Origin of the sequence: Streptomyces sp. NPDC004126 (genome assembly GCF_050275515.1) — a bacterium.
GTDB lineage: Bacteria > Actinomycetota > Actinomycetes > Streptomycetales > Streptomycetaceae > Streptomyces.
Map to the genome: position 1 here is coordinate 268,828 of NZ_JBNNPF010000003.1, position 12,399 is coordinate 281,226.

The following is a 12,399-nucleotide window of genomic DNA, read 5'->3' on the forward strand; positions in this document are numbered from 1 at the left end:
CGCCGCACACCGCGTTCGACAACGGCGGCGGCGCTTGCCACAGTCGTCACCGTGCCCTCCGCCCCACGCCTGACACTGCGCCCCTACGCCCCGGCCGACGCCGGCGCGGTCCTGTCCCTGGTGAACGCCGACCGCCTCCCCGGACAGCCGGTGGCGACACCGCAGGCGCTCCGCGAGGCGCTGGCCGGCCGCTCGCCCGTCGACGGCGGCTGGTGGGCGGAACTCGACCCGCCCGCCACCCACGTCGCGGTCGGTCCCGACGGCACCGTACTGGGCGTCGTCTCCCGGGCCCTGCGGCCCAAGGACGCCACGGGCCTGATCCTGTGGCTGCACTGCCGGGAGGACCCGAGGACCGCCGACGCGCTCGTCGGCGGGGCGCTCGCGGCCCTCGGCCCGCGTCCCGTCGAGGCCTTCCAGCTGGCGACCGCCCTCACCCGGGGACTGGAGGCGCTGCCACGGGCACACCGGGAGGCCACCCACGAGGCCCTGGAACGGGCCGGGTTCCACGGCGAGCCGCAGTGGCGGTACCTCCTGATCGACCTGCCCGCGCCGGACCTGCCGCGCGCCGCACGGGTACGCACCGTCCCGGAGCCCGGCGACAGCCACGCCCGCCGTCTCGAAGTCCGCCGGGGCGAAGCCGCCGCCGAGGCCGAGGCGGTGATCGGCCTGCCCGTCGAGGGCGCCGGCGCACTGTGGTGGATCGGCGTCCGGCCGCCCTCACGCCGCCGGGGCATCGGCCGGGCGCTGCTGGGATCGGCACTGGACGCCCTCGGCGCACACGGCGCCCGCCAGGCCTTCCTCTACGTCGAGACGAACACCGGCCGGGGCGGCGAGGACGACCGGACCGCGGCCACCGCCCTCTACCGGTCGGCCGGGTTCAGGGAGGTGGACACCCTCCACTCCTACACCCGCCCGGCGCCGCCGCCCGGCCGTCAGTTGCCCTTGCCGAGCCGGGCCGCCGCCTCCGTGGCCACTTCGTAGGCGCCCGCGTGGGACGACGGGTCGACGTCACCGTCGACGGGCGCGTACCGGACCGCGATCACCACGTTGCCCTGGCGGAACCAGACCTCGCTCGTCACCCGGGGCCCGTCGGAGTTCCGGATGCGGGAGAACGCCTCGTCGCCGAAGTCCGACAGCTCCGCCGTCATCGGGCCCGTCTTGCCCTCGGACTGCTCCTTGACGCGCTGGAAGCTCTCCCGCGCCTCCCGCGTCCCCAGCCGGGACACCCGCACCTCCAGGACCGGCTGCGGGTCAGGTCCCGGACCGGGGCCCGCCCAGACGCAGGCCGAACCGGTCTCCACGCCCTCCGCCGGCCCCGCCACCAGCCTGGCCGTGGCCGCCGTCACGAGCGAGCAGGGACGCGGGTCCGAGGCGAAGTCGCCCTGCCGCGCCGGGTCCCGGTACAGCCAGAGGCCGCCCACCGTGACGGCCGCGGCGGCTGCCACCGCCAGTGCGAGGCGGCGGCGGGGACGGCCGGGACCGGAGGGGGACACCATGTCGGCAGGGTAGCGGGCCCGGTGCCCCGCCCGCCGCCGTGACCGCGCACGTCACTACGGCTGCCCGTCGCCCTCCACCCTGATGACCACCAGCCCTTCCCATCCGGCGACGGCCAGATCCGGCCCTGCCACGGCCAGCTGGATACTGTTGATCGGCACGCCGATGGTGTGACGGACCTCCCGGCTGAGGGGGTCCCAGATCAGCACGGTTCCCGAGCCAGCCGACGCGAGCAGGTGCCTTCCGTCCGGTCCGGGCAACGCCACCACGGTCGTCCCGCCGTATCCGGTGAAGGGCGGTCCGACGGGGGCACGGGCTCGGGGATCCCAGATCCGCGTGGTGCCGTCGTTGCCGCAACTGGCGAGGAGGGGGCCGTCCTTGCCGGTGAACACCGTCATGGCGTTGACCGACCCGGCGTGCCCCGTCAGGGGCGGGCCGACCTGTGTGCGGGTGGCGGGATCCCAGATCCGTACGGCGCCGTCCTTGCCGCCCGTCGCCAGCAACGGCCGCCCTGTCGGATCGGCGAACGCGGCCACCGCGTACACCGCGTCGGTGTGACGGATGGCCTGTCTGATCCGCTTCCGGGTGGTCAGGTTGACCAGGCGCACCGCTTTGCCGAGGCAGAGGGCCAGGAACTGGCTCCGCCCGTCCGCTCCGGTGAAGGCGGCCATCGAACCCACGCTGTTGAGCGCGTCGCCGAAGTGCCGGCCGCCCCTGATGGCCGGTCCCAACTGAGCCCGGGTGACCGGGTCGCGGAGCAGCACCTCGCCGGTGTGGCAGGCGCTGGCCAGGAGGGGTTCTCCCGCGCTTCCCCGGAATCCCGTCAGCGCGGTGACGCCGAGGAAGTGGCCGGTGAGGGCGGGCCCGGTCGGCGTGGACGTGCCGGTGTCCCAGATCCGGACCGAGTCGCGCCCGTCGGAGGCGGCGAGGAGGACGCGTCCGTCCGACGAGGGGATCGAGGCCAGCACTTTCACCTCGGGGTCCTGGCTGTCCGCCGCCGCCCGGCCGGGGCCGGTCGTGACGCGGTCCCACACGCGGACCCGACCTCGGTCGGCGGTGGCGAGGAGGGTGCGCCCGTCCGGTCCGGGGAAGGCCGCCAGCGCGTCGAGCGGCCCCATGGTGCCGGTCACGAGCGGAGCCGATTCACACCGGTTGACCGGGTCCCACAGCCCCACCCTGCCTTCGGCCTGGACCGCGAGGAGGGTGTGCCCGTCGGGTCCGGGGATCCCGATGACGGCCTGCCCCTCGGGTTCGGGGATGAAGGTGTCCGCAGGAGTGCGGGGCCTCGGTCCCGGAACGATCCAGTCGATCTCGTGCCGGCTGCCGGTGTCCGGGTCCAGGAAGAATATTTCCGGGGGGCGCGCCTGGCGGCGGACCGTGGCGAGGAGGTCGCGGCCCTCGGGGCCGGTGAAGGCGACCAGGCGGCGCAGACCGAAATCCGTCTCGACGTACGGGCGGGACGACTGTCTCCGGGTGACCGGGTCCCAGATCCGGATGGCGTAGGCGTCGAGACTGGCCAGCCGGGCCCGCCCGTCGGAGCCGGTGAACGTGGTGATCGCGTCTACGGCGTGCACGTGTCCCGTAAGGGAGGCCCCCACCTGGGAGGCCGTGGCCGGGTTCCAGACGCGCACGGTCTTGTCCCCTCCCGCCGTGGCGATCCGCGGGCGCCCGTCCTGTCCGGTGAAGGTGGTGAGCGCGTTGACGGAGCCCTCGTGGCCGGTGAGGGGCGGGCCGACCTGGGCGTGGGTGGCGGGGTCCCAGACCCGCACGGTCCCGTCCCGGCCCGCCGTGGCGAGCAGCGGACGGCCGTCCTCGCCGGTGAACGCCGCCATTGCGCTCACCCCCGCGTTGTGGCCGGTGAGCGGCGGGCCGGTCGGGCGCAACGTGACGGGATCCCAGATCCGTACGGTGTTCTCGCCGTAGGTGGCGAGGAGCGGCGAGCCGTCCCGTGCGGTCAGCGAGATCATGTGGGAGACACGGCCCGACGCCTCGTTCAGGACGACGTGGAGCGGCTCCCACGCGATGTCCGCCCAGCGCACGGACCAGGTGCGCCGGGGGTCCGGGGCGTCCTCCACGGGCGGGAGGCGGTCACCGCTGATCCGCACCGTGCCGAGCTGCCGCAGGCCCGTCCTGTCCCCCGGGGCGGCGTCCGCGAGCAGGTGCTGGTGCGCGACCACGCCCGCGACGGCCGGGGGGAGCGGGTGGCGGCCGAACGCGGAGAGCACCGCGTGCAGGGTGAGGGCCGGGACGTCGAGGCGGTCGAGGACGCGCGGGTGGGCGGCGAGGCTCTCCCAGCCGTCCGGGCCCGCGAGGGCGGCGTGTTCGGGCAGGTGGTGCACGAGGTACGGGTTGGGCGGCGTGTCCGGCAGCCGGGTGTCCGCTCCGCCGGCGAGGTGCCGTGTGATGTGCTGGTGGCGCTCGTCGGGGCCGTCGTCCGGGGCGGCGAAGTGTTCGGCGAACGTGCGGTGGGCCAGCCGGTAGACGGTCTGGCCGTGTTCGAGGTCGGCCATCAGGTAGGGCGCCGCGGCGACGGTGAGGGCCGTGACGGACCCGGCGAGGACGGCCGGGCCGCCGGTGTCCGGGGCGAGGGCGTTGGCGGCGGTCGCCCACACCCCGTCGCGGTCGGGCATCCCGTGCCCCCGGGCCAGGGCGAGCGCTTCGAGGAGGAGCCCGTTGACGGGGTCCCGCGCGGTCAGGCGGGCGACGGCCCGGGCGAACAGGGCGCGGTGGTCGCAGTCCTGGAGCGGTGCCGGGTCGGCGGCGAGTTCCGGGGCGCCCAGGATCTCGTGCACGGCCAGGCGGGCGAAGAGGAACTCGCGGTCGAGGCCGCCGAGGACGCGCGCGGTGCCGTCGAGATCCGCGGGGTCGGCCGTCAGGGAGCCGTTCTCGTGCGCGACGTCCAGCCGGCGGCGGATGTAGCGGGTCATGGCCTCGGGATCGGGGCCGACGGTGACCACCTTCGTGCCGCCCCCGATCCCCTGGGCGGGGCCCGGCCCGAGCGCGTCCAGGAGGTCCTGGCCGGTGGGTGCGGGCCGGTCGGGTCCCTCCTGCGTGGAGCGGCGGGTGCCGACCAGGACCCGTACGCCCGGGGTGCGGGAGAGGGGCCCCAGGACCTCGGCGGCGAGGGTCAGGGGCTGGTGCGCCTCGTCGAGGGCGTCGGCGAGGACGGTGAAGGGCCGGCCCGGTTCCGCCGTCCGGCCGCTCCGCCTCGCGGCGAACGCGCCGGTGAGCCACTGCGCCAGTTCCGGCACGGTCGCGACCGCCGGGGCCGGCCCGAGGTCCGCGGCCGCGGTGATGCGGTCGACGAGGGCGTGGGCGGTGGCGCCGGTGAGGTGGACCGCGAGGTCGACCGTGTCGGCGGCGCGCGGGACGCCGGGCGGCAGCGGTGCGAGGTGGCCCGCGCGGGTGAGGACGGCGGCGAGTTCGGGCCGGGTGTGCACGAGCACGTGGCCGAGCAGGGCGGACTTGCCCGCTCCGGCTGCTCCCGTCACCACCAGCATGCCGCCCGCCGCCCCGTCCAGCCAGGACAGGATCTCGTCCCGCTCGTGCTCGCGGCCCTCGAAGTACCAGTTCTGTTCGCCGAGTTCACCACCGGCGGCCTTGGCCGCGAAGTGCCTGCGCTCGTCGGCGCTCATCGCGGCGAGGGCGGACTCGATCTCGGCCTCCACGTCCAGTGGGGCCTGCATGTGTCCGGCCTGAGTGGGCCAGACGCGGCGGAGTTCCGCGGTGCCGTCGGTGTGGGCGATCGCCACCCGGTCGAAGAGGGCGCGGTTCAGTTCCCGGGCCAGGTCGTCCAGGTTGACGGTGTCCTGGGCCCGGAAGGTCACGCCCAGTACGTTGCCCAGGGTCCGCCGGAACGCGCCGAGCGTGGCGGCGCCGTCCTGGGAGGTGGCGACGAGGAGGAAGCCGCCGACGTCGGCGTCGGTGGTGGCCTGCGCGCTCATCAGTTCGATGAACCGGCGCGAGTCGCAGGTGTCGATGACGACGACGGCCCAGCCGGCTCCTTCGGAGAGCTGCCGCGTCCTCACGTGGTGCAGCAGGTCCTGGGGCGTGACGCCGTTGCGGGTCAGCGGGTTCGGGCTGCGGGAGTGGGCGAGCAGTGCGGTCGAGGCCCCGTCGGCGGAGCCGTGGCCGACCCAGTACAGGACGGTGTCGCCCGCGGGGGCGCGTACCGACCAGTGTTCGAGACGGTCGTCGACGGCGTCCGCACCCCGCTCCTCCGGGTCGGCGGTCCACGGCTCGGGGCGGGCGCCGAACGGTGCGAGCAGGGCGGCGACGCCCGCGACTTCGGTGTCGGTGTCCAGCGGTGCGTGGTGGCGGTAGCGGCCGATGTCCACGGGGAAGAACAGGGGCCCTTCGGCGTCGCCCTCCGCCGGGGCGTCGGTACCCATGCCGCGGCCGCCTACCGCCCGGCCCCGCCGTCCGCCGCGACCGGGTCGCGGGGGAGGGCCAGGACGAGCTGGGTCAGGGGGCCTCGGCCGTCGGCCTTGACGCGGACCCGGTACAGGCCGGGCGCGGGCAGCGTCACGGACGCGCCGACGACGCCGTCCCGCCGGCGGAGCCTCGGCCTGGCGACGCGGCGTCCGCTCGCCGCCTCGTGGACCGAGCAGGTGATGCCGTTGAGGCTGTCGATGACGGTGTCGGGTGCGGGCAGCAGATTCAGCTCCAGTTTCGATCCGGCGACGGCGCTGTCGGGGAGTTCCAGGCCGAACGCCCGGTCGCCGTCGCCCTGCAGCGCGCCCAGCTCGTGCTCGGTCAGGACGGCACGGACGTGGGCCAGGACGTGGTCGTCCTTGGCGAGCGCCCCGTGGGTGAGGGGCACGTATTCGGCCGGTACGTCGGGGCCGGGCACGGCGGCGTCCCGGTACACGGTCCCGTCGCCCCGCCGGTCCCGGCGCAGCGGGACGCCGTTGACGTCGCGGCCCACCTCGCCGGAGCGGTCCGGGAGGAAGGCGGTGTACCGCACGTGTGCGACGCCGTTGTCCAGCACGATGGTCTGGGGGGTGGGCTGTGTGGTGCCGACGACGGCCCGGTGCACGCCCATCGGCACGCGGCGGCGGCGCAGCCGTTCGTGGTTCCCGAGCGTCCGGGAGGCGAGTCCGGGGTCGCCGCCGAGCCTCTTGACGTCGCCGGCGTCGAGCCCGCGGACGTCCTGTCCGGCGTCCACGCACCGGTAGGCGGGCAGCAGGTCGTGGACCGCCGGCAGGGTGGCGGCGAGGGCCTGCATGCGCTGCAGCAGCCGGTCGGGGACCGGGTAGGCCCGGTGGCCGTTGAGCAGCTGGACGGCTTTGAGGGAGCCGAGGAAGGGCGTCCCGAGCGTGAGCACGGTCCGTGTGCGGGGGACGAGGTCGCTGCCCTGGGAGGCGGCGTGCTCGAAGGCGGCGCGGGTGACCAGGCCCCCCATGGAGTGCGCGACGAAGACCAGCCGGGCCTCGCGCCCGTCCGGGTGCAGCCGCCGGGCCAGGTCGTGCGCGTCGTCCGCCAGCCAGCGGTCCAGGTGGCGGTGGGCGGCCTCGGCCAGCAGCGCTCCGTTGACCTCTGCCGGCAGCCGCCAGTCGTAGGCGAACTCCAGCACCGCCGCGGGGTCGGCCACGCTGGCGCGCACGGCCCGGCGCAGCGCGCCGAGGCTCTCCAGGCCCTTGAGGAACGGAGCCCAGACCGGGACCTCCACGATGCCGGTGGCCCGGATCCTGCCGTAGTCGCCGGCCAGCTCCCGCTCGTCGAGGTGCAGTGGCCGCAGGCCGTCCGCGCGGGTGAACAGCGACAGCATCGCCGCCGGGTGCTTCAGCCCCCACACGGGGCGGTCCCCCGACGTGTCCCACAGTGCGCTGCCCATGATGCCGGGCACCACGACGACCGCGTCATGCGTCACGTCCGGAGCGGGCGGCGGATCCGTGCGCCACGGCGGGGCGGCCGCGCCCGTGCCGCCGTCGGCCGTGCCCCCGGGTCCCCCACGCCTCATGCGGGGGACCCTAACGCAGCGGGGGCCCGTGCGGTGGAGGATCGTCAGGGTTCACACAGGCGGATGGCGAGGGCGGCGACGTCGTCGTCGAGCCGGCCCCTGCTGTGGTGGACGAGGTCCCGGTGGAGCGCCGTGAGCAGCTCGCGGGGCGGGGTCGGGGGCTGACGGCGCATCCAGGCCGTCAGCGGGAAGAACTCGCCGTCGCGGGCGCGGGCCTCGGCGATCCCGTCGGTGTAGAGGAGCAGCAGGTCCCCGGGGGCGAACTCGAAGCTGTCGACGCTGTAGTGATCGCCGATCAGCTCCGCGAGACTGAGCAGCGGCGAGGGGACCGCCGGTTCGAGGACCCGGAGCTCACCCCGGTTCAGGAGCAGTGGCGGGGGGTGCCCGCAGTTGAGGATGTCGATGTACCCGCCCCCGTGCGGGATCTGGACGAGCAGGGCGGTGGCGAACCGCTCCGTCGCTCCGTCGGCGGGGAAGGCGGCGTTGTAGCGGGTGCTGCTGGCGTCCATCCGGCGTGCGACGTCGACCATGTCGGTCTCGTCGTAGGCCGCCTCCCGGAAGGCGTTGACGATGGCCGCCGCCGACCCCACCGCGGGCAGCCCCTTGCCCCGCACGTCACCGATGAGCAGCCGCACCCCGTACGGAGTGTCGGCCACCTCGTAGAAGTCCCCGCCGATGCGGGCCTCCGCCGCGGCCGCCAGGTACAGCGACTCGATCGCGACGTCGCCGAAGCGGCGGGGCATCGGGCTCAGCACCACCTGCTGCGCCGCGTCGGCGACGAGCCTCACCTGGAACAGGGTGCGCTCGCGCTGCAGCCGCAGGTGGCTTCCGTACGCGGCGGCGACGGTGACGGCGATGATCCCCGCGGCCGTCCACCACGTCCCGAGGTCGGGGAAGACGAGGCTGAGGCCGATCATCAGCATCAGGCAGACCGTGCCGAGCAGGACGGTGGGGAGCACCGGCCACATGGCGGCGGCGAGGGCCGGCGCGGCGGGCAGGAGGCGGCTGAAGGCCATCTCCGGCGGAGTGGTGTACGCCAGGCTGGCGATGACGACGGTCAGGATGACCGGCGACAGCCGCACAAGCCTTCCCGGGCCGGGGCGCCGACGGAGCCGCGGCCGTCCGGACTCGATCACAGTTCACAGGATATCTACGCAATGGGGGCATAGCGCCCCGTGCGGCGGATGGCCGTCGGCTCCCGGGGGCCGTCAGGGCGTCGAGTCCGGCGGCGAACAGCGGCGCGGGGTGCCCGCCGGCCGGGTCGCGGTACTCCGCCAGGTGGGCGGTGAACGGGTCCGGGGCCGGGGGCGTTCACCGCCGGGGACGGGCGTGCCGTGGAGCGGGAAACGCCGCCGGGGTCCGCCAGGGCCCGGTCGCGCAGGGCGTGCGCCGGCCCCGCCAGGTCCGCACCCGCCCCGGACCGACTCGGTCATCAGTTCGCTCCCCTCTCGCCCGCCAGGGGCACCCCAAATGCCGAAGGAGACCGGACCGCCTTGCCCGCCGCTGAGGCGGCCCCCCACGGCCCCACCCGCCGCCGGGCCGCCGCCGACCCGGGCGCGCCGGCCCGGCACCGGCCGGGATCCTCGTCGGCGCCCCGCTGCGGACGGTCCGGGAGGTCCCGGCAGGCCCCCGTCACGACCGCGGAACGCCTCGTGAGCGCCGCCCTCAGCGGCCTCGGAATCAGAAGGGGTCGACCTCCACGTGGCCGGCGGAGGCCGTGCAGACGTCCCACCGCTCACCGCTCCGCCGCAGCTCCAGGACCACCGCGACCCGGTCGCCCGTACGCGGAAGCAGGTCCACGTTCACCGCGGCCCGGTCCCCGCTCTCCGTGGACGACACGATCCGGTGCCCGAACGCCGGCGCGAGACGGCGGAGCGCCGCCACGGGATCCTCACCCCCGGCCGGACAGGTGCCGCTCCGCGCGGCGGCCGGACCGGGCCCGCCGCCTCCCGCCGCGTCGAGGTACGCGTCCACCGCCCGGTGCAGCGGGCCCGCGGCCGGCCCGCCGCCGCCCGGGAGGACGGCCGCCACCCCGACCCCCGCCACGGTCAGCGGCACCCCGACCGCCAGCGCCACGACCCAGCCCCCGGTACCCCGCATCGCCCCGCCCCTCCGCCGAACCGCCCTCCAGTGACGCGGGAGACGCACGGCCGCGCCCAGCCGTTCCCGCCCCCGTCAGCGCCCGCCCGCCGGAGGCTCGGGCATCCAGTCGCGCGCCGGGTCGTACTCCAGCCAACGGCTGCGCGCCGCCTCGGCGGCACAGGCCGCGGTGAGGCGGCCGAGCCCCGGATGCCCGTTGCCGGTGTGCCACAGCAGCGACCAGGCGTACAGCGGCGTGGGGTCGACCAGCGGGACCTGGCACAGGCCGGGGACGTCCGGGAGCGGGAGGTCGGCGGGCACGAGCGAGAACAGCCGCGGGTCTCCCGCCACCTCCGCGAGGAAGCGGCCCAGCCCCAGGTTGATGCCCGACGCCCGGTCCGCGATGCCGAACCGGTCGGCGAACCGGTGGAGGAAGTCGAGCCGGTCCAGCGTGCCGGGCGCCCACAGCACGCTGCCCCGCAGCTGCTCCGGCCGCAGCGCCGCCGCGGCCGCGAGCGGGTGCGCGGTACTCAGTACGGCGTCCACGGGTTCGAGGCGGACCAGCCGGTGCGCCAGTCCGCCGTGCAGCGGAGGGTGGACCCGGCCGAAGGCCGCGTCGATCTCCCCGGCCAGCAGCGCCGCGGCGACCGACGGCAGGTCGCGGCCGTGCCCCGGCACCAGCTCCCCGGCCCCCGCGGCCACCCGGGCCAGCGTCCGCATGGGCGCGTACAGGTGCCCCCAGACGTCCACCCGCAGCGGCCGGCCGGTCCCGGCGGCCGCCGCGACCGCGGCGTCGGCGGCGGCCACCGTGTGCCGGGTCGGCGCGAGGAACCGGCCCCCGGCCCCGGTGAGCCGGACGCCGGTCCCGCCGCGCTCGAACAGTCGAGTGCCGAGCAGGGATTCCAGCCGTGCGATCCGCTTGGACAGCGCCTGCTGGGAGATGCCGAGCATCCCGGCCGCCCGCCCGAAGTGCAGTTCCTCTGCGGCGCACACGAAGGCACGTACCTGCGCCACATCAAGATCCATGGCCCTCACCATAGGTGACAACCATTGGTTGTCGGCCGCGCGCTCCGGTTGTTGGATCAGCGGGCGGCCGCCGGTGTTGCATGCTCGGCATGCAGAGACTGACCCCCACCGGGGACCCGGCGCGTCCGGCCGCCCTCGCCGAGTCCCCCCGGCCGGTCCCGGAACCGGACGGGTCACTGGTCGAGGCCGACGCGTTCGCCGCCGCCCAGTGGACCCGCGCCACCGGCGCGGGAGTCGACCCCCACGAGTACCGCCGCGTCACCGGCGCCCTGACGTCCCTGGACGACTGGGGCCCGGCCCTCGTCCGCACCGCGCACACCCATCTCACGCGCGCCGACCGGGCGGCCTCGTCCGTCTCCGCCGGCGAACACCTGCTGATGGCGGCCCGCTGGTTCCACCTCGCCACGCTCGCCCCCCACGCCCGTGCGGCCGGTGCCGCCGCCGACGCGGACGAGGCCCTGGGCCGCGCGCTCGCCCTGCTGGAGCCCGGCGCGCGGCGGGTGAGCGGCGATGGCTTCACCGGCTGGCTGCGCGGCCCGGACGACGCGCCCGCCACCGTGGTCGTCGTCCCCGGACTGGACTCCGCCAAGGAGGAGTTCCTCGACCTGGCGGCCGCGCTGCTGGCCCGGGGGCTGGCCGTGTTCGCGATGGACGGCCCGGGACAGGGCGTCCTCGCGCGGACGACGACCCTCCGGCCGGAGTACGAACAGGTCGTCAGCCGGGTCGTCGACGCGCTCGGGGCCCCGCGCGTCGGCCTCGTCGGCCTCAGTCTGGGCGGCTACTTCGCCGCCCGCGCCGCCGCCCTGGAGCCCCGGGTGGCGGCGGTCGCCACCGTCAGCGGGCCCTTCCGCCTCGACTGGGAGGAACTGCCCCCGCCGGTGCGGGACGTCATGGCCCGCCGCACCGGGGGCGAAGGCGCCGCACGCGCCTTCGCACGGCAGGTGAACCTGTCCGCCCTGGCGGGCCGGATCACGGCCCCGCTGCTGGTCGTCGACGGCGGGGCGGACGTCATCCCCGGCGTCACGAACGGCGAGCCGCTGGCCCGGCTGGCCCCGCACGGCAGCCACCTCGGCGTCCCGTACGGCGACCACCTCCTCGGCAGCGTCCGCCCGGACTGGCTGCCCCGCCTCGCCGACCACTTCGCGCACACCCTGACCGCCCCGGGGACGGACCCCGCCCGGCCGGGCGGGGTCCGTCAGACGGGCGTCCCGCCGGCGTTGCGGATCAGCTGCCGGAGCACCCTCACGGTGGTGGCGTAGTCCGCTTCGTCGATGCCCTCGTGGAGGGCGGCGCGGATCGCGGGACCGTTGCGGGAGAACTCGACGCGGGCCCGCTCACCCTCCTCGGTGAGCCACAGCCGGTCCTCGTCGTCGTGGCGCAGCCAGCCGCGCTCGACGAGCACCGCGGCCTCCGCCGCCAGGTCGTCCTCGGCCCGGATGTAGGAGGCCATGGCCGCCCGCAGGGCGGGCAGGGTCATCCCCTCGCCGTCGGGCGAGATGTCGTTCACCGACAGGTTCCGCAGCAGCCAGAACTGGGGCTGGGTGTAGCCCTTCTCGGCCTGCCGGGCGCGGGTGTACGCGATGAGTGCCTCGTAGGCGACACCGGTCACGTAGGCGGCGGGGGGTCCGACGGGTTGGTCCCCGGAGCGCTGCTCTGTTCCCGGATGTGGCGGAGGTGTGGTCGTTCCCATCCGGTGATCTTGACACGAGGCCCCTCGAACCCGGGTCGAGAAAGGGTCGAGGCCGGGGGGGTGCCCCTATGGGTTTGGTCAAGCTGATGGGGCGGGTTGGGGTTCGTAGAAGGTGCCGTCGCGGAGCATCGCGAAGAGCACGTCGGCT

The 12,399-nt window shown here is 75.8% G+C and carries 9 protein-coding genes; 2 read left to right on the top strand and 7 right to left on the bottom strand.

Annotated features, from left to right (window positions below):
* The first annotated feature begins 51 nt into the window (after window positions 1–51).
* Window positions 52–981 (top strand): GNAT family N-acetyltransferase, encoded by a 930-nt coding sequence (locus tag ACQKM2_RS05220; protein ID WP_427706755.1) that lies wholly within the window; start codon window positions 52–54, stop codon window positions 979–981.
* Here ACQKM2_RS05220 and ACQKM2_RS05225 read toward each other — a convergent pair.
* The 6 genes from ACQKM2_RS05225 to ACQKM2_RS05250 form a co-directional block, all read right to left on the bottom strand.
* The gene (locus tag ACQKM2_RS05225; RefSeq protein WP_427706757.1) at window positions 933–1,496 is read right to left on the bottom strand and encodes a hypothetical protein; all 564 of its coding nucleotides are present in this window, start codon (window positions 1,494–1,496) and stop codon (window positions 933–935) included. The two genes, ACQKM2_RS05220 and ACQKM2_RS05225, sit on opposite strands and share 49 nt — an antisense overlap.
* 54 nt (window positions 1,497–1,550) lie before the next feature.
* A complete protein-coding gene (locus ACQKM2_RS05230) occupies window positions 1,551–5,885 on the bottom strand; it encodes an AAA family ATPase (protein WP_427706759.1) in 4,335 nt (1,444 codons plus the stop codon).
* Window positions 5,886–5,896: 11 nt separating this feature from the next.
* Window positions 5,897–7,456, bottom strand: coding sequence for a lipase/acyltransferase domain-containing protein (locus ACQKM2_RS05235; RefSeq protein WP_427706761.1), 1,560 nt, complete (start codon window positions 7,454–7,456; stop codon window positions 5,897–5,899).
* A 44-nt stretch (window positions 7,457–7,500) separates the two neighbouring features.
* Entirely contained in the window at window positions 7,501–8,592 is a 1,092-nt protein-coding gene (locus ACQKM2_RS05240; RefSeq protein ID WP_427706763.1) for a PP2C family protein-serine/threonine phosphatase, read from the bottom strand.
* Window positions 8,593–9,136: 544 nt separating this feature from the next.
* Window positions 9,137–9,556: a hypothetical protein gene (locus ACQKM2_RS05245; RefSeq protein WP_427706765.1), complete on the bottom strand. Its 420-nt coding sequence runs from the start codon at window positions 9,554–9,556 to the stop codon at window positions 9,137–9,139.
* Window positions 9,557–9,631: 75 nt separating this feature from the next.
* Window positions 9,632–10,561, bottom strand: a complete 930-nt coding sequence (locus ACQKM2_RS05250; protein WP_427706767.1) for a LysR family transcriptional regulator — start codon at window positions 10,559–10,561, stop codon at window positions 9,632–9,634.
* A gap of 89 nt (window positions 10,562–10,650) precedes the next feature.
* Between ACQKM2_RS05250 and ACQKM2_RS05255 the strand changes: the two genes are divergently transcribed.
* Complete coding sequence (locus ACQKM2_RS05255) at window positions 10,651–11,820, top strand: alpha/beta hydrolase family protein (RefSeq protein ID WP_427706769.1); 1,170 nt, start codon at window positions 10,651–10,653, stop codon at window positions 11,818–11,820.
* Here the strand turns inward: ACQKM2_RS05255 and ACQKM2_RS05260 are convergent.
* A complete protein-coding gene (locus ACQKM2_RS05260) occupies window positions 11,757–12,251 on the bottom strand; it encodes a MarR family transcriptional regulator (protein WP_427706771.1) in 495 nt (164 codons plus the stop codon). The two genes, ACQKM2_RS05255 and ACQKM2_RS05260, sit on opposite strands and share 64 nt — an antisense overlap.
* Between the last annotated feature and the right edge of the window lie 148 nt (window positions 12,252–12,399).

Bases quoted from the DNA above. Each gene is read 5' to 3' on its own strand.
- ACQKM2_RS05245 (WP_427706765.1), bottom strand. From the start codon at position 9,556: ATGCGGGGTACCGGGGGCTGGGTCGTGGCGCTGGCGGTCGGGGTGCCG.
- ACQKM2_RS05255 (WP_427706769.1), top strand. From the start codon at position 10,651: ATGCAGAGACTGACCCCCACCGGGGACCCGGCGCGTCCGGCCGCCCTC.
- ACQKM2_RS05260 (WP_427706771.1), bottom strand. From the start codon at position 12,251: ATGGGAACGACCACACCTCCGCCACATCCGGGAACAGAGCAGCGCTCC.
- ACQKM2_RS05225 (WP_427706757.1), bottom strand. From the start codon at position 1,496: ATGGTGTCCCCCTCCGGTCCCGGCCGTCCCCGCCGCCGCCTCGCACTG.
- ACQKM2_RS05235 (WP_427706761.1), bottom strand. From the start codon at position 7,456: ATGAGGCGTGGGGGACCCGGGGGCACGGCCGACGGCGGCACGGGCGCG.
- ACQKM2_RS05230 (WP_427706759.1), bottom strand. From the start codon at position 5,885: ATGGGTACCGACGCCCCGGCGGAGGGCGACGCCGAAGGGCCCCTGTTC.
- ACQKM2_RS05250 (WP_427706767.1), bottom strand. From the start codon at position 10,561: ATGGATCTTGATGTGGCGCAGGTACGTGCCTTCGTGTGCGCCGCAGAG.